Origin of the sequence: Nocardia paucivorans NBRC 100373, assembly GCF_000308675.1 — a bacterium.
Lineage (GTDB): Bacteria > Actinomycetota > Actinomycetes > Mycobacteriales > Mycobacteriaceae > Nocardia > Nocardia paucivorans.
The window spans coordinates 62,827-78,847 of the sequence record NZ_BAGE01000127.1 but is presented as its reverse complement, the minus strand read 5'-3'; the positions used below and the strand labels follow the sequence as shown (position 1 = coordinate 78,847).

Sequence of the window (16,021 nt, the reverse complement as noted above, 5' to 3'; positions counted from 1 at the left end):
TGGCGGATTCGGTTCCGGATCAGCGCGCCGGATCGCTGTGGGCACGCTCGCGGTCGCGTCGGTTGTCGGGGTGGTCGGCGGTCCACACCGGCTGCAGCATGTGCCAGTCGGCCGGATGTGCGGCGATACCGTCGGCGAACCGGTTGGCCAGCGTCTGGGTGGTGTGCTGCACTCCGCCGGTGGTATCGATCGGCGCGCCGACATCGAAGCCCCAGCCATCGGGGGTGAACCAGCAATGCACCGGTAGCAACGGGGCCCCGGTCTCGATGGCCAGCCGCGCCGGACCGGCCGGCATACGAGCCGGTTCCCCGAAAAAAGTGACCGGCACGCCGGTGCCGGACAGATCACGTTCCCCCAGCAGCCCGACCATCCGCCCCTGCCGCAGCCGTGCGGCCAACTGCTGGAACGGGGGTGTCGCAGCGCCGGTGAGCGGGATGATCTCGAAACCCAACCCCTCCCGGAAACGGACGAAACGCCGGAACAATGCTTCCGGTTTCAGTCGTTCGGCCACCACCGTCGGTGTTCCCACCCGCCGCACCAGCCAGACTCCCGCCAGGTCCCAGTTACCGCTGTGCGGCAACGCCAGGACCGCTCCGCGTCCGCGTTCGACCGCCTCGTGAATATGTTCGAGGCCGGTGGCCGAGGATTCGATGCGTTCGGTCAACCACGCCGGGTCCATGGACGGTAGCCGAAATGCCTCGCACCAGTAGCGGGCGTAGGAGCGCAGGCTCGCGCGCACGAGATCATCGGGTACCTGTTCCGGTGCGACGGACAGTACCCGCGCCAGGTTGCGCCGCAATTGGACCGGCCCCCCGTCACGGGCCGCGCGATCGGCCGCGAGGTCGAACAGCCGGGTCGCCCACCGCTGCGGCATAACGCGCACCAGCCGCCACCCGGCCGCGTACCCGAGGTCCCAGGCACGAGCCTTCGGGTTCATCGGTCACCCCCGCCGGTCGCCGCGGCATTATTCATCGCCGCGGCACGCGGCACGACACCGTCGAGCATCGGGCGGCACCCCACACCGACCGGGAAGAAGCACCCGACGGACCTCTCGACGCGACAGAGTGAGCTCTGCGGTAGGCGATATCCACGACCCATGCCTGAAGTGTCCCTCCGACCGAAAACGGAAACAACAACCCGAACATGGGCTGTCGCACGATCGGATGGGGTCGCCCTACCCGCCGGATGGGTTCCGGACCAAGGTGATGACCTACATGTCCGCGCCGCGGTGTGACGGACGCGAACTCGGATCAGAACCGACAGCCATCTGTCGTTCCGGGTGAGGAGATCGAGACACGAGCACGAACCGACCACATCGGAGGCAACCTCATGCAGGTCGGCGCGCCACAAATCCGCGCCCCGGAAGCTCACATACCGGGCACGACAACCACGTCCACGCACTTCACGGAGGTCGGCGCGGCTCAGATCTGCTCCTCGGAGCTCGGCGTTCGCCGGCCATGCCGTATACAGATCGGCGCCCACGAACAATCGTCATCGGCCACCCATCTTCGGCTGCGCGTCTCGCCTGTGAAGCAATCTTCACCGCCGGGGCGGCTACGGGTTCTCCCGGAGGGTCAGGCCGTAGTAGTGGACGTAATAATCGCCGACGCGTTGGGAATGGTCGGCCAGACCGAGATCCTTCGGGGAGCTCACACCCAGGGCGCGCAGGGTGTCGACCAGCATGGTCGCCAGCGCCCGACCGTCCACCTCACCGATGCCGAAGGAGCCCGAGTGGTGGGTGGCGTCGAACCAGTTGTCCACCACGGCCGCACCCGAGGGGTACGGGGTCCAACCGAAGGTGAGCGGGTCGGGGACGTTCTCGTCGAGCTCGCCGAGCGGCTCGGTGTCGTAGGCGATTTCCAATCGGTCGCGGCAGGAGAGCAGGAAGAGGATCGGACCGTGGGTGCCGGGCACTCGAGCGTGAATACCCAAGCCGAGTTCGATACCCAGGGCATGGGTTTCGGCCGGGAGGGTGCGGAGGAAGTTGCCGAGGGTGATGGTGAAGACATCCCAGTCCTCGGTTCGCCGGCCGCCGGGAATACCCAGGCCCGCGTTGGCGGGATCACGGCGCGTGCCGAAGAAGCCGCCGAGGGCATAGTTCTCGCCGTGGCCTTGGCGCCAGAACCAGTTCTCCACCGGACCCGTCGGCTGGAGAAGCAGTTCGGGACCGTGTTCCCCGGCGTGCAGTTCGAGGGAGTTGTCCTGATCGCGCCAGCGCAGGAAAGGGCTGCCCCACAATGGCGGGGGGTTGTAGAACGGGCCGGGATCACCGTACACACCCATGATGGGGGCGTCGCCGAACTCCTCGGTCAGGACGGCCGCCGCTGCTCTGAAAGCCCGAGCCTTGTCGGCGGGACCGTCTCCGGAAAACGCTATGGGCACATGCAGTCCCACGTACTCCTCGCCGCCGTGCGCATAGTCCTTCTCGAAGCGGCCGGTGGGACACAGTCGTGGGGCGCTCCGCGCCGTTTCCGGTTCCGCCCCCCCGGGACGGCAGGGGCCCGGTGTCGGTGTCGTGCCACTGCAGGCCGAGATCGCCGATGACCGTGCGCAGATCGGATTCACGCCATCCCCCGGTATTCGCCGCTCGCAACTTTCGGGCGAGCTCCAACACGCCCACCTCGTCCCAGACCCCCGTCATCGTCGAACTCCTCGCTTTGCCCTGTGCCGCATTCGTACCGCCGCACCATGCCATACGGCAGGGACAATCCGTACAACGCCTTCACAGCAGGGTGGGGACGACTCCTTCGAACGGGCACCATATCGCTGCCGGGCGACAAAACGGTGTGACCGAGCCGATCCCGCTCGCGGGGCGAGCCCACTCGGGCTTCGGATCGACCCCGTCGGTGATCAGGGCGGTGAGATTGGCGACGCTGACGAGTCGGGCGATGGCGTCCAGGCACTGCGGTGCGTGGACGAGGGCTCGAAGAAGTTCTTCGGTCCGGCGGTCGTCGATTCGCCGGTAGAGCTCGGCCATGCCCCACGAAAAATCATCGGTGCCGATCGTCGGCGGCTCCGGTGTGGTGGGCTCGGAGGCAGCGCGCACCCTGCGCCGACCATACCCCGCACTCCCCACCTTCGCCGCCCGCGATATGAACCGGGCCCGATCCCTGGCGAGCGAATTCGGAAACGCCACAACCACAACGGTCGACCTCGCCCGAACGGACCTCGGCCTCCCCGGCGACGTAAATCACAGCGCAGTCGTCACCGCCGTTCGGGACCGTTCGTGATGGCCTCCGAGGAGCCGGCATCGGTGCATGTTCGACAAAAGGCCGGTGGGCACTACCACCGGGTCGTTCGCGACAGCACGGCTATGCGGAGGTGTCCGCTGTCCCGGCTTTCGGGCCGGCGAAAATGCGTTGGAATTCAGGGCAGTCGATCAACGGTTGATGAGTGCAGGTGACTGTGTGGCGCAAGCCATCTCGCATTCTGGTCAGGCGGGCGATATCTTCATCCAGTTGCTCGGCCCGGGAGGCCAAGTGAGCACGGAGTTCGGCATCCTGGGGGGTGGCAGTCAGGAACCTGGCAATCTGCGCGATGGTGAATCCCGCCGAGCGTGCACAGGTCACCAGAGCCAGCCGAGCGAGTACATCCGGATGGTATGTCCGACGTAATCCGTTACGACCGTCGGATTTTATGAGCCCCCGCTTCTCATAGAACCGCAACGCGGACGGGGCCAGCCCGGTCCGTTCGGCGACCTCAGCGATATCCAACGATGTCATGTCCGATTACTCCTTGACTTGAACCGTGCTTCAAGTTGCACCATAGGCGCGTGATAGAAAAAACAGAAGACCGGATCTCGTTGCACCCGCAGGTCGAGGCGTATTTGGATCGACTCGCCCGTTTCAATTTCGGTGAGCTACATACGTTCTCCATCGAACAGGCACGCGAAGGGATGCGCAGAGGGACCGCTCTACTGGGCGAACCCGAAACCGTTGCTCACGTTGAGGACCGCATGCTCCCCCTGGCGGATGAAGATATCCGGATTCGGATCTACACCCCGGAGGGCGAGCATCCCTTCCCGATATTGATGTTCTTTCACGGCGGCGGGTTCGTGCTCGGCGATCTGGACACCCACGATGGTTTGTGTCGGGGCCTAGCGAACGGGGCCGAATCGATCGTGGTTTCCGTCGATTACCCAAGAGCACCGGAACGAAAATTCCCGGCAGCACCTGATGTCTGCTTCGCCGCGACACAGTGGGTAGCCGATCATGCTGCCGACATAGGCGGTGATCCGGTTCGGATCGCTGTCGGCGGTGACAGCGCCGGAGGTAACCTGGCGACGGTTGTCGCGCGGATGGCAAGAGATCACGGCGGTCCGGTTCTGGTCTTCCAGTTGTTGATCTATCCCGATCTCGATTTCCGGAGAACGAATTACTCCATCCGCGAGTACGCGGGCAAGTACGGCAATATCAGCAGGGCCACCCAACACTGGTTCATGGACAATTACCTGACCACCGAAGAGGAGAAGCTCGACCCCCGAGTCTCCCCCTTACTCGCCCCCGACCTGGCCGGGCTCCCCCCGACACTCCTCATAACCGCTCAGTACGACGCATTGCGGGACGAAGGCGAAGAGTACGGCCGACGGTTGGAGGCGGCAGGTGTCCCGGTTACCGTCAGCCGTTACCTCGGAATGATCCATGAATTCATCCGACTCCCCTTCGACGACAGCGCGAAAGCGCGAAGCGAAGCAGCGGCCGCCCTCCGGAAGGCGTTCACCCACCAACCGTCGCCCCACGGACGTCCAGTGGTCACACTCGAAACGGGTGTCGACAGAAACTCGTAGTCGCTGTCGAAGTCCCGATCGCCGCTGCGGCTGCGGCCAGGGCCAAGGGTAGGTACCCGAACTCGGCTACGAGTTGCTTCTCGCCCTCGGGGTCGTCGGTGATACCGGTCGCGAGGCGCAGGTAGGCGTTGGGCCGATCAGGGTGAAGCCGGTACCGGCGTCGAACCTTTCACCGGCAATCCAGAGTTACTCCAGAGTTATTCCAGAGTTATTCCAGAGTTACGCTGACAAGGCATGTCACCGAGTACAGCCGAGAATCTCCGCACGCCACGCATACGGCGATGGCCACCGGCGACGGCGAAACCGACATACATCTCCGAGTGGACTCGAATCCGATGATCGAAACGACCACGTCACCTTCGGCTTCGGGGTACACGCGATCGGCGATCGCCGCCGGCCGTTGCCACTCCGTCGGCGTGCGCCCTGATGGTTCGGTGGTGACGGCGGGATTCCCTCGACACCGGAGTACGGCGTAAGTACATGGCGCGACGTCGTGGCCGTCACCGCCGGATCGACACATACCCTCGGGTTGCGCAGCGACGGGGTCGTCCTCGCTGTCGGCAACAATGGCAACGGTCGATGCGACACCGCATCGATGAGGCACCGTTATGGTCGGACGAGTGGTTCGGCCGTATACGCGTCGTGCAGTATCCCGACCAGGTCGGGCCGCACCGGCAACGAGGTGTCGCCGATACGGTGGACGGCTATGCCCGGTGTCCAGGAGTTCATGACCACCGCCGCATCGAACCGGCCCACCGTATCCGGAGTGATGGGTCGGGTGTCCTGCGGCACACCGATCTCGATCAGCCGACGGCGCACGATGCCCAAGGTGGTTCCGGTGAGGATTTCCGCCTCGGGCCAGACGACGGTGTCGCCGTCGAAGAACGCCAGGTTCCAGATGGATGCCTCGGTGAGCCTGCCGTGGCGGTCCGTGAACGCGGCATCGTCGAATCCGGTGGCTCGGGCGCGACGCATGAAGAATGTCTTGGCGCCCTCACCGACGTGTTTGATCTCGGGCATGAACCGTTCGTGTTCGAACAGCGCCAATGCCAACGGTCCGGTCGGGCCGGTGGACGGGGGTCCGGTTCGAATCAGTGTGTGCAGGGACGGCGGCCGGTCGGGGGTGGTGAACTCGCCGTTCGAGTCGAAGATCGTCACCGTCGCCGACAGATCCGCCGGTGCCGTCGACAATGCTTCCCGTAGATGTTGTCGAACGTGTTCGTCCGGTAGTTCCGCACCGAAGAGTGTCCGGGAGGCCGAGCGCAGTCGGTGAAGGTGTAGGTCGAGGCCGCGTATTCCGCCCGCACGGACCTGCATGGCCGTGAAGTGCGCGAATCCGGCGAATGCGAGAGCGGGCAGGGTGTCCGGGTCGGCGGGGACGCCGTCCATCAGAGTGGGATATCGAGCAGTCATGTCCCGAACGTAAACTTTGACATCCATGTCAAGGTCAACTCGGAATCGGTGCCAGGGGTGAGACGATGCGGATCGGTGAACTGTCGAGAAGAACCGCGGTCCCGGCACGGCTGCTGCGCTATTACGAGCAGCAGGGACTACTGGAGTCGACCCGCCGCTCCAACGGTTACCGCGACTACAGCGATGAGGCCGTCGAGGTGGTCCGCAGAATCCGGCTCCTGCTCGAGGCCGGCCTGAACACCGAGACGATCAGGTCTTTGCTGCCCTGCGTGCACGGTGACGAACCACGGGTCGAGCTCTGCACGGAAGTCGACGACATCCTGCGTCGGGAGGTGCGGGCAATCGACGCCGCGGTCGACCGACTCACCCGGCGACGCGAAACACTGCTGGGACTATTGGAGCCGCGGTAGGAAAACCACGGACGTACCGGCGCTGCTGTCGGTACGTCCGTGGCAGGCGGTCCGGGCGTGATCGTCAGTCGACCGCGCCGGCGAGCGACGGTTCGGCGGTCTTCGAGCCGAAGGCACCCCGGTATCGCGCCGCGGGATGACGCTCGGGCAGGCGGTCTCCCCTGCCGAAGATCTTCTGCCGGAGCGTGCCCGGGGTGTACTCGCTCTGGATGAGGCCCCGTTTCCGCAGTGTCGGGATCACGTGATCGACGAAGTCCTCGTAGGAACCGGGGATCTCGTAGTTCATCAGGTTGATGCCGTCGATACCACTGGCCTGCCAGGCGGCGAACTCGTCGGCTATCCGCTCCGGGGTGCCGACGATACGCAGGCTGGTCGCGGTGTAGTGGGCGACGTCGCGCAGGGTGGCCGGACGATCGGTGACGAGGTCGTTGATCCAGCCGATCGCGGACCGAACGCCTTCGGTCTCGATCTCCCCCACCGGGGTGTCCAGGTCGTCGTGCCCGAAGTCGAGACCCATTCCACCCGACAGGTGGGCGAGATGACCGTCGTAGTCGATCCACTCGTCGAGTTCGGCGGCGCGGCGTTTCGCTTCGGCCTCGGTCGATGCCGGCACGACATACAGCCCCTGGAAGAACTTCAGGTCGTCGGCGCGACGCCCCGCAGCCACCGCACGGTTGCGGATATCGGTCGTATCGCGACGAGCGGCCTCGCGGTTCGGTGGCGTGACGAACACCGCCTCGGCGTTCCGCGCGGCGAAGTTCCGGCCCGCCTCGGAGGCTCCGGCCTGGAAGAGCAGCGGGGTCCGCTGCGGGCTCGGCGACACCAGGTGCGGCCCCTCGACCCGATAGCGCTTGCCCTCATGGTTGATGCGGTGGACCTTGTCGTAGTCGGCGTGGATGCCACGCTCACGGTCCTGTAGCAGCGCGTCGTCCTCCCAACTGCCCTCCCACAGCTTGTAGGTGACGTCGACGTACTCGTCGGCCCACGCATAGCGTTCGTCGTGGGCGGTGAGTCCTTCCAACCCGAAGTTACGGCTGGCGTTGGGCAGGTAGTTGGTGACGATATTCCACGCGACGCGACCCTTGGACGCATGGTCGAGCGTCGAAATCCGACGCGCGAAGTTGAAGGGGTGTTCCTGCAGGATGCTCGCGGTGAACGCGATCCCGAGGTGCTCCGTGGCGTAGGCGAGCGCACTGGCCAATACGCTCGGGTCGTTGCTCGGCACCTGCAGCCCCGCCTCGAAGTACTTCCGATCGTCCCCCCGGTAGGGCGCGTAGAGGCCCACGACGTCGGCGAAGAAGATCGCATCGAACTTTCCGCGCTCGAGCGTTTCGGCGAGGTTCACCCAGTGGTCCAGATCGTTGAAGTCCACCGACCGCGACGACGGGCGGCGCCACGTCCCCTGGACGATGTGGCTCGTCGTATTCATGACGAAAGCGGCGAAATGGAGCGGACGAACAGGATCCTGAGCAGACACGACAAATTCTTCCTCATGAACGGACAGGTCGGACCGGGCCCACGCAGCCTAGGTAGGTCGGCCTGCCGTGAAGAACACTTTTCTTCATCGTGAGCGGAACGCACTTCGGTCCGACCCGACCGAGCGACATTCCGAACGTCATGCGTCCGCATCGGCGCCATTGCCGTGAACTCCGTCGAGATGTGGTTCCACGGCCGAAGCACATGCGACCCGAGGAACACGATACGGGCCGGCGGAGACGAATACCACCGTGGCCGTTTCGGTTTCGTGTCGATCACTATGCTGGACGGATGGATGCATCGGCCTGTGAACAGTACTCGTCTTGGGAATTCCTACCGTTCTCCAATGCGCTGTGGCGGGGGAGTCTGTCAGAGGACAGGGCGACCGGTGCGCCGGAACTGACGTGGAATGTCTACTTCAGTGGGTGGCCGGACGGGGAATCCTCGGTGGCATTCAATATCGAGTCGATTCCGTTCGAGGTGTCGTCGTGGCGGGAGCTCGAAGGCTCGTATGCCGAATGCAGCGAGTTCGGCGAGCCGATCGAACCCTATCTTTTCGACGGCGAGCACAGCGATTTCGAGTATGCGCGCATCCATGCGCTGCGCCAGGTCGGAAAAACGGTGCGGTTCGCAATCGAGCTGGACCGGTGTGAGGTGAATACGGTCAAGGTGGACCAGGACGAGCACATCTTCGTTCCCCTCGGTCGGCTACAGGTGGTGGTGGATGCCGAATTCAGTGGGATATCCGTGCATACGCCGAACTACCGGTTGACCGATTTCATCGATACCAGCGGCCTGGTGCCCGATGTTTCCGGCAGCGTCTACCGTCCGGCCGGCCGATAGTCCATTTCTTCGGCCGCCTACCGACGCCGTAGCCGATACGGGGTGCGGCACGGCACCGGTCGGCGCGGGCCCTCTCGATCGGCGCGCACCACGGTCACCACCGGGTCACCGTTTTCGCCGACCGCCCGATCGATCCTCAGCGTCTGTCGGGACCGGGTTCCCTCGACGACATGCCGATAGGAGGGGATAGCAGCGAATCCATCTCACTCAGGACGCCCGAACCGACGCCGGCGGCCTCGGATCGGTGACGCCAGTAGATCCAGCCACGACGCTCCGCCCCATACTGCGCCGGCCGCTCACGGCTTGATCCGAGACCCGAAACCAACGTAACCGACGATCACCGGGAGAGCAGATCCATCCGTGATCGCGACTCGACGAAAACCATTGGGCCCCGAGCGCCTCGTCTCCGAGTCGGGGTGTCAGGTGGGACGGAGGCCGCCGTGTCCGCCGAGACGTGGCGACGTCCGGTAGTCGGGTTCGTATCCCGCCACGTGCACGGGACAGCCGACCAACGGCGCCGCCCCGCCCAGACGACCATCTCTGGGGTTTCCGCCAAGGCCGGTGGGAGGGTACGCACCGCGGCGGCCGGGACGCGGTCGTGCGGGCGCTACCGGACTGTCCGGTGCACGCCATCGCCGAACTACCGGAACCCGGGTCGGCGACCGTCGTGACCTCGCGGGAGGCGAGCCGGGCGAATGGCATCGACCCACGCATTCCCGAGGTCCTCCCGCAGATCAACCGGCGCGAAGCCCGGCGAGATGGATACGAACGAAACGACGCCACGAAGTGTTGTCTCCGTCCAGTGAAGCGGCGACCACCCCGCGTATCGCGGCGATGAGCGCCAAGAGGTCGTCCACGGTCACATCCGGTGCGAGATACCCCGCCTCGACCGCCTTCTGCGCGAGCTGTCGAACTCGATCCTCCGTCCGCACCCTCGTGGGGTCGTCACCGGGAATCCGGTCGGTCAGGGAACCTGCGTATCGTCGCTTCTCCGTATTGAAGGTCCCCACGAAATCCAGAAACCGCTCGAGACCGGCGGCGGGGTCGGGATCTTCGAGTGCGGCCGTGGCGGCCTGATCCATCTCCTCGACGAAGAGCCGCGCTATGGCGTCGAGGAGCTCGTCCTTGCCCGCGAACCGCCGGTAGATCGTGCCGACACCGAGACCGGCGCGGGAAGCGATGGCCTCCATGCCCGCCTGCGGTCCCTGTTCGGCGAAAACCGCTCGCGCGGCATTGATGATGATCGCGTCATTGCGCAGCGCGTCTCGACGTGGGGCGCGAGAAGCACTCGAAGGGCTGGTTCGCGGACTCATCGGCACCAGTGTAGCCAAAACGGAATCTCTATTCCGCATCGTGTTAAGGTGAATTCAGATTCCGTTTTGATGGGAGGGACCCACATATGAGGACCACGATCGGCTGGCAGAGCCTCGACCCCACCGGCAATGCACTGACCCGCGTCACCATCGAGCGACGCGATCTGCGACCCGACGACATCGCCGTGCGAATCGGCTACTGCGGTGTCTGCCACAGCGACCTGCACCGCATCCACGGCCTGCTCGGGGAGGAGGACCTCGTCCCCGGACACGAGGCCACCGGCGTCGTCGTGGCCACGGGCGAGGCCGTCACCCGCTTCGCCGTAGGCGAGCGGGTGGCCATCGGCACGATCGTCGACTCGTGCGGGGAATGCGCCATGTGCCTGGCCGGACAGGAGAACTACTGCTACGACCGCCCGACCAACACCTACGGCGGCATCGACCGCATCGACGGCACCCGTACGAAGGGCGCCTACAGCCGCGAGTACGTCCTGCGCGAGAAGTTCGCCTTCCACCTGCCCGACGAACTCGACCCGGCCGCTGCGGCGCCACTCATGTGCGCCGGTATCAGCGTCTGGGAGCCCCTGCGGGCCGCCGCCGTCGGCCCGGGCAGTCGCGTCGCCGTCGCAGGCCTCGGCGGGCTCGGCCATATCGCGGTCAAGTTCGCCGCGGCACTGGGAGCCGAGGTCACCGTCCTCAGCCGCAGCGCGGACAAGGAACAGGACGCTCGGAGCCTGGGGGCGACCGGACTGCTCGTGACCACCGACGACACCCAGGTCACTGCCGCACGAGGTCGCTTCGACCTCGTTCTCGACACCATCTCGGTCGAGCACGAACTCTCACCGCTCATCGACATGCTGGACCTCGACGGAACCCTGTGCGTTCTCGGCTACCCGCTACAGACCGGGCCGGAGCTCCGGGAACTGGGGGCCGGCCGTAAGAAGCTCACCTCCTCCGGCACGGGAGGGTTACAGCAGACGGCAGAGATGCTCCGGTTCTGCGCCGAGCACGGCATTACGGCCGATGTCGAAACACTTCCGTCGAGCAAGGTCGAAACCGCCCTGGACCGCCTCGCCGCCGGCGATGTTCACTATCGGTTCGTGCTGGACATGTCCGACCTCGACACGTAGGCGAACGCACCTCGGCGGCCGGTCACTCCTCGGCCACGTCGACGACATCGCGGCTCGACGCACCCCGAGAAGCGGGGTATCCACTCCGCTCGTTTCTCGGGAAGATGTGGTCGGATACAACGCCCGAGGAGGCGAGATGCGCAGCGATGCCGCCCGCAACCACGACCGGATACTTCAGGCCGGACGCGAGCTCCTCCTGGCGCGCGGCGGTCAGGCTCCGATGGAGGAGATCGCCGCTGCGGCCGGCGTGGGTATCGGCACGCTCTACCGACACTTCCCCCGATCGGTTCGCCCTCCTGAAAGGGATCGCGTTCCAGAACATGATCCGCGGCGCGGCCGAGGCCGAGGCGGCGATGTCGGAAGAGCCGGACGGTCGTCACCGCCCGACCAGAGTGCTTCGGCGAATATACGAACTCCGCCTCGGCGACCCGGCGCCGATCCTGCTCCCGCATCTGCTCGAGAACGCGCGCGATGATGCGGAGTTCCGACAGGAACGCCGACGTGCCACCCGCGTCGTCGGAGCGATACTCGACCGGGCCAGGACCGAAGGTGTCGTACGCGCGAATCCGACGGGCGCGGATCTGCTCACACTCGCGACCGCTCGGCCGCAGCCGACCGCGATACCGAACGGACCGGCCGCCGAACGCCTGAACGCGCGCTGTCTCCATATCCTTCTCGAAGGACTGCGCCCACACACCCGCTCCGAATCCGCGCCACCCGCCGTGAGCGATGCCGAACCGTAGGCGCACTTCACGGGAGACGACCCGGAATCCCGAGAGGCGGGAACCCTCGCGCCATGTCACGGCCCACAGCGACACGCTCACTCGCACACCGGAAGTCGAGCGTTCCGTGGCCGTCCGATTCGAGTGGCCACCGGAACGCTCGGACGCTGTAATGTCGTGAAGTGCTCCCCTTCGTCTATGACGTGACCAAATATGATCCGGCCGATCGCGACGAGTGCGGCTCCTACCACGGCTCCGAGAACACCCTCAGCGACCACGGCGAGGTGGAAGCGGCCTATCTCACCGCCGCACGGTATTTCGCGGAGGACACCGGGGTGACCCGACTCGAAATCCGCGACCCCCAGGTCGCCGGCCCGATCAACTTCGGCCTGGAGGCGCCGATCGAGGGGCACGGGTTGCACGGATTGTTCCCGCCGGATCTCACCGGTTACCACGACGGCGCATGGGTGCCGCTGGACACGGGCCTGGAACTCGTGCGCGTCATGCTTCGGGACAATGGCGCCTGGTGCCGATTGGAGGTGGAGGGAAGGTTCTTCATCCATATCGGATACGACCAGTACATGTATATCGGCAGTGACCGACCCTGCACGCGGGCGGTGCAGCGCACTCGGGCGCTCGGATTGTTTCCACGGCCGCGGGAGTCCTCACCGTACGATCCCTGTTTCGACGAGCCCGTCGTGAAGCGTCCCGCCGATAATGCGTTCTGGGCCGAAGTGGCCGATCTCGCCACCCGACACGGATCGGTGATACTGCAGGAGACCTATATCGGCGACGTCTCGCGCTGGCATCGCCTCGTGCCGGACAATATCGAGGCCGTCCGCACCGCACTCACGCCCCGTTCCCTCCTACGGGTATGGCCGGAGCTGTCCACCGATCTGTCGGCCGTCCTCGAAGAATTTCCGGAGGGGGAGACGGCCACACTCGTTCGAGAAGATCACGAGGGCCGCATCGTCGACCTCTGGGTCGACGACGAGGACCGCGCCCAACTGTCCGCGCGACTGACGGGAGCACGCGCGGCAACGGCGCTTCCGATGGACTTTTCCGAGGACAAACCACCACTGCTCGAGGGTGCGCTACCCGACCCCGATGGGGTCGTGCGCGCTCGTTGGCCGATATGACCCCATCCGCGTACCCTCCACCGTCCGACGATCACCGCGCGGGGTATCCGATCCCCTCCGGCGATATGGCTGCTCATCGAGCGGCCGGATCCACACCGCAGCTATTGTAGGATTGTCGACAATTTGGTTAGCATGCGGTGAACCGGGCACGCCGTCCGCCGGTAGGGAGGAACACCATGCTCACGGTAACCGCACACACACCGGCCGAACGTGACGCTGTCGACAGCGTGCCCACCCGGCTCTATATCGACGGGCGTTGGCATGCGACGGCGCGAACCATGCCGGTGGTCGACCCGGCCACCGGACAACCGTTGTGCGAGGTGGCCGACGCCGGACCGGAGGACGGGTTGGCGGCACTCGCCGCGGCCGCGAGCGCACAGACCGACTGGGCGCGCACCCCACCGCGCGAACGCAGCGACATCCTCATGCGCGCGCACCACATGCTGCTCGACGACGCCGATCGATTGGCGTTGATCGCGACCTTGGAAATGGGCAAACCACTGGCCGAGGCGCGGGGGGAGATCGCCTATGCCGCGGAATTCTTCCGCTGGTTCGCCGAAGAGGCCGTACGCCTCGACGGCGGATACATGACCGCGCCGGCCGGTGGGTCGCGGTTCCTGGTGACCCGCCAACCGGTGGGCCCGAGCCTGCTCATCACTCCGTGGAACTTCCCGATGGCGATGGGAACCCGCAAGATCGGCCCGGCGCTGGCCGCCGGATGCACCTGTGTGGTGAAACCCGCCGAGCAGACTCCACTGTGCACACTGGCGCTGGCCGAGATCCTGCACGACGCCGGGGTGCCTGCGGGGGTGGTGAACGTTGTCACCACCTCCGACCCCGGCTCGCTGATGACACCGCTGATCCACGACGAACGCTCACGCAAACTGTCGTTCACCGGGTCCACGGCCGTCGGCAAACAACTGCTGGAACAGTGCGCGCGGACGGTTATGCGCACCTCCATGGAACTGGGCGGCAATGCCCCCTTCCTCGTTTTCGAGGACGCCGATCTCGACGCGGCCGTGGAAGGCGCGTCGGCGGCGAAAATGCGCAATATCGGGCAGGCGTGCACGGCGGCCAATCGGATCTTCGTGCAACGTGGCGTCTTCGACGAGTTCGCCGAACGACTGGCGGCGCGTATGGAGGCGCTGCCGCTGGGCCGCGGCACCGAACCGGGTGTCGTGGTGGGCCCGTTGATCGATGCCGACGCCGTGGCGAAGGTGTCCGCTCTGGTGGCCGATGCACGGGCGCGCGGGGCGCGGGTACTGCTCGGCGGCGCGCCTGTCGAGGGACCGGGGAATTTCTATCCGGCGACGGTCCTCGTCGATGTGCCGGACGATGCGCGCATGTGCCACACCGAGATCTTCGGACCGGTCGCCGCCCTCACCGCCTTCGACACCGAGGACGAGGCCGTGGCACGCGCCAACAACACCCCCTACGGCCTGGTGGGTTATGTGTTCACCGAGAACCTGCGACGCGGGCTGCGCGTCTGCGAGGCGCTCGAGACCGGCATGGTCGGACTGAACCAGGGCGTGGTGTCCAACCCGGCCGCGCCGTTCGGCGGAGTCAAGGAGTCCGGACTCGGCCGCGAGGGCGGCTTCACCGGTATCGACGAGTTCCTGGAAACCAAGTACATCGGAGTCGGACTGTGAGCACCCACCGCATAGCGACCATCCCCGGCGACGGGATCGGCGTCGAGGTGACCGTCGAGGCGGTCAAGGTGCTCGACGCGGTGCTACCGGGTATCGAGTGGACCGAATTCGACTGGTCTTGCGAGCAGTATCTGCGCACCGGATCGATGATGCCGCCGGACGGGATCGAACGACTCGCCGGATTCGACGCAATCCTGTTGGGGGCCGTGGGTTTCCCCGGCGTGCCCGACCATATCTCGCTGTGGGGTCTGTTGATTCCGTTGCGCCGCGCATTCGGCCAATACGTGAATCTGCGACCGGTGCGGCTGCTTCCCGGCACCGAATCGGCACTGCGCGACCGCACCGCCGAAGACCTCGACCTGCTCATCGTGCGGGAGAACGCCGAGGGCGAGTACTCCGAGATCGGCGGCGTCCACAATCGGGGCCGTCCCGAGGAGTTCGTGGTGCAGGAGTCGGTGTTCACCCGGACCGGCTGTGAGCGCATCATCCGCTACGCCTTCGAACGGGCCCGGGAGCGCACCGGACGTCTGTGCTCGGCCACCAAGTCGAACGGCCTCATTCACTCGATGCCGTATTGGGACAGCGTCTTCGATCGTGTGGCCGTCGATTATCCCGATGTGCGCACCCGGCAGATGCATGTGGACGCGCTGGCCGCCGAAATCGTTCTGCACCCCGACCGTCTCGATGTGATCGTCGGCTCGAATCTGTTCGGCGATATCCTCTCCGACCTCGCCGCCGCCGTCACCGGCGGCCTCGGTCTGGCCCCCTCCGGCAATATCAACCCACACCGCGACGCCCCGTCGATGTTCGAGGCCGTACACGGCAGCGCTCCCGATATCGCCGGCCGGGGCATCGCCGATCCCGTCGCGCAGATCCTCGCCGCCGCGATGATGCTGGAACACCTCGGTGAGTCCGGCGCCGCCGCCGCGGTCGACCGCGCCGTCTGCGAGGTTCTCGCCGAGGGCGATATCCGCACTCCCGACCTCGGCGGCGCGGCCACCACCGCCGAGGTCGGCACCGCCATCGCCGAACGTGCCGCCGGACTCCTGGACAGCCGTAGGGAGGACGAACGGAGGCGGACGGCTCTACCGTAGGGACAAAAACGTTGTAATACTGTGCGGTCGATCGCGCCCGGATCGG

General features: G+C 65.8%; 16 protein-coding genes and 3 pseudogenes. 10 read left to right on the top strand and 9 right to left on the bottom strand.

Going from position 1 to position 16,021, the window contains the following annotated elements:
• Positions 1–19: 19 nt before the first annotated feature.
• The 5 genes from ON32_RS25965 to ON32_RS25945 form a co-directional block, all read right to left on the bottom strand.
• Entirely contained in the window at positions 20–937 is a 918-nt protein-coding gene (locus ON32_RS25965) for a phosphatidylinositol mannoside acyltransferase (protein WP_051133693.1), read from the bottom strand.
• A complete protein-coding gene (locus ON32_RS30945) occupies positions 934–1,482 on the bottom strand; it encodes a pentapeptide repeat-containing protein (RefSeq protein ID WP_157224374.1) in 549 nt (182 codons plus the stop codon). The genes ON32_RS25965 and ON32_RS30945 overlap by 4 nt, the downstream gene beginning before the upstream one ends.
• A 72-nt stretch (positions 1,483–1,554) precedes the next feature.
• Complete coding sequence (locus tag ON32_RS25960; RefSeq protein ID WP_157224373.1) at positions 1,555–2,394, bottom strand: SAM domain-containing protein; 840 nt, start codon at positions 2,392–2,394, stop codon at positions 1,555–1,557.
• Between the two features lie 328 nt (positions 2,395–2,722).
• Positions 2,723–3,046: a hypothetical protein gene (locus tag ON32_RS25955; RefSeq protein WP_157224372.1), complete on the bottom strand. Its 324-nt coding sequence runs from the start codon at positions 3,044–3,046 to the stop codon at positions 2,723–2,725.
• Positions 3,047–3,311: 265 nt separating this feature from the next.
• Positions 3,312–3,722, bottom strand: coding sequence for a MerR family transcriptional regulator (locus ON32_RS25945; protein ID WP_040793647.1), 411 nt, complete (start codon positions 3,720–3,722; stop codon positions 3,312–3,314).
• Between the two features lie 50 nt (positions 3,723–3,772).
• Here ON32_RS25945 and lipP1 point away from each other — a divergent pair, with 50 nt between their 5' ends.
• Positions 3,773–4,786 (top strand): LipP1 family hormone-sensitive lipase, encoded by a 1,014-nt coding sequence (gene lipP1 / locus ON32_RS25940; protein WP_217998121.1) that lies wholly within the window; start codon positions 3,773–3,775, stop codon positions 4,784–4,786.
• Positions 4,787–5,279: 493 nt separating this feature from the next.
• Positions 5,280–5,351, top strand: a pseudogene (locus ON32_RS30940) (hypothetical protein); the annotation flags it as partial.
• A gap of 41 nt (positions 5,352–5,392) precedes the next feature.
• Here ON32_RS30940 and ON32_RS25930 read toward each other — a convergent pair.
• Positions 5,393–6,199 (bottom strand): aminotransferase class IV family protein, encoded by an 807-nt coding sequence (locus tag ON32_RS25930; protein ID WP_040793684.1) that lies wholly within the window; start codon positions 6,197–6,199, stop codon positions 5,393–5,395.
• 65 nt (positions 6,200–6,264) lie between these two features.
• Here ON32_RS25930 and ON32_RS25925 point away from each other — a divergent pair, with 65 nt between their 5' ends.
• Complete coding sequence (locus ON32_RS25925) at positions 6,265–6,609, top strand: MerR family transcriptional regulator (protein WP_040793645.1); 345 nt, start codon at positions 6,265–6,267, stop codon at positions 6,607–6,609.
• A gap of 64 nt (positions 6,610–6,673) precedes the next feature.
• On the opposite strand, the gene ON32_RS25920 is transcribed toward ON32_RS25925, so the two are convergent.
• On the bottom strand, positions 6,674–8,086 hold the full coding sequence (locus tag ON32_RS25920) for an LLM class flavin-dependent oxidoreductase (protein ID WP_040793644.1): 1,413 nt from the start codon (positions 8,084–8,086) through the stop codon (positions 6,674–6,676).
• A 290-nt stretch (positions 8,087–8,376) separates the two neighbouring features.
• On the opposite strand from ON32_RS25920, the gene ON32_RS25915 reads away from it, so the two are divergent.
• Complete coding sequence (locus tag ON32_RS25915; protein ID WP_040793643.1) at positions 8,377–8,928, top strand: hypothetical protein; 552 nt, start codon at positions 8,377–8,379, stop codon at positions 8,926–8,928.
• Between the two features lie 419 nt (positions 8,929–9,347).
• Here ON32_RS25915 and ON32_RS30935 read toward each other — a convergent pair.
• Both ON32_RS30935 and ON32_RS25910 read right to left on the bottom strand, forming a co-directional pair.
• A pseudogene (locus ON32_RS30935) lies at positions 9,348–9,520 on the bottom strand (CoA transferase); the annotation flags it as partial.
• 142 nt (positions 9,521–9,662) lie between these two features.
• On the bottom strand, positions 9,663–10,241 hold the full coding sequence (locus tag ON32_RS25910; protein ID WP_040793642.1) for a TetR/AcrR family transcriptional regulator: 579 nt from the start codon (positions 10,239–10,241) through the stop codon (positions 9,663–9,665).
• An 86-nt stretch (positions 10,242–10,327) separates the two neighbouring features.
• Here ON32_RS25910 and ON32_RS25905 point away from each other — a divergent pair, with 86 nt between their 5' ends.
• The 6 genes and pseudogenes from ON32_RS25905 to ON32_RS25880 all read left to right on the top strand — a co-directional run bounded on the left by ON32_RS25905 (position 10,328) and on the right by ON32_RS25880 (position 15,975).
• Positions 10,328–11,371: an NAD(P)-dependent alcohol dehydrogenase gene (locus tag ON32_RS25905; RefSeq protein ID WP_040793641.1), complete on the top strand. Its 1,044-nt coding sequence runs from the start codon at positions 10,328–10,330 to the stop codon at positions 11,369–11,371.
• Positions 11,265–11,639 (top strand): annotated as a pseudogene (locus tag ON32_RS30715) (TetR/AcrR family transcriptional regulator); the annotation flags it as partial. The gene ON32_RS25905 and the pseudogene ON32_RS30715, both read left to right, overlap by 107 nt.
• Positions 11,640–11,691: 52 nt before the next feature.
• Complete coding sequence (locus tag ON32_RS30410; protein ID WP_040793639.1) at positions 11,692–12,114, top strand: SbtR family transcriptional regulator; 423 nt, start codon at positions 11,692–11,694, stop codon at positions 12,112–12,114.
• A 161-nt stretch (positions 12,115–12,275) separates the two neighbouring features.
• Positions 12,276–13,232, top strand: a complete 957-nt coding sequence (locus ON32_RS25890) for a hypothetical protein (protein WP_040793638.1) — start codon at positions 12,276–12,278, stop codon at positions 13,230–13,232.
• Positions 13,233–13,408: 176 nt separating this feature from the next.
• Positions 13,409–14,881: an NAD-dependent succinate-semialdehyde dehydrogenase gene (locus ON32_RS25885; RefSeq protein WP_040793637.1), complete on the top strand. Its 1,473-nt coding sequence runs from the start codon at positions 13,409–13,411 to the stop codon at positions 14,879–14,881.
• Positions 14,878–15,975 carry a tartrate dehydrogenase gene (locus tag ON32_RS25880; protein ID WP_051133691.1) on the top strand — a complete coding sequence of 366 codons (1,098 nt, stop codon included), beginning with the start codon at positions 14,878–14,880 and terminating at the stop codon, positions 15,973–15,975. The genes ON32_RS25885 and ON32_RS25880 overlap by 4 nt, the downstream gene beginning before the upstream one ends.
• The last annotated feature ends 46 nt before the right edge of the window (positions 15,976–16,021 follow it).

Excerpts from the sequence above, each read along its gene's own strand:
- ON32_RS25965 (WP_051133693.1), bottom strand. The coding sequence starts at position 937 with ATGAACCCGAAGGCTCGTGCCTGGGACCTCGGGTACGCGGCCGGGTGG.
- ON32_RS25945 (WP_040793647.1), bottom strand. The coding sequence starts at position 3,722 with ATGACATCGTTGGATATCGCTGAGGTCGCCGAACGGACCGGGCTGGCC.
- ON32_RS25930 (WP_040793684.1), bottom strand. The coding sequence starts at position 6,199 with ATGACTGCTCGATATCCCACTCTGATGGACGGCGTCCCCGCCGACCCG.
- ON32_RS25925 (WP_040793645.1), top strand. The coding sequence starts at position 6,265 with ATGCGGATCGGTGAACTGTCGAGAAGAACCGCGGTCCCGGCACGGCTG.
- ON32_RS25915 (WP_040793643.1), top strand. The coding sequence starts at position 8,377 with ATGGATGCATCGGCCTGTGAACAGTACTCGTCTTGGGAATTCCTACCG.
- ON32_RS25910 (WP_040793642.1), bottom strand. The coding sequence starts at position 10,241 with ATGAGTCCGCGAACCAGCCCTTCGAGTGCTTCTCGCGCCCCACGTCGA.
- ON32_RS25905 (WP_040793641.1), top strand. The coding sequence starts at position 10,328 with ATGAGGACCACGATCGGCTGGCAGAGCCTCGACCCCACCGGCAATGCA.
- ON32_RS30410 (WP_040793639.1), top strand. The coding sequence starts at position 11,692 with ATGATCCGCGGCGCGGCCGAGGCCGAGGCGGCGATGTCGGAAGAGCCG.
- ON32_RS25885 (WP_040793637.1), top strand. The coding sequence starts at position 13,409 with ATGCTCACGGTAACCGCACACACACCGGCCGAACGTGACGCTGTCGAC.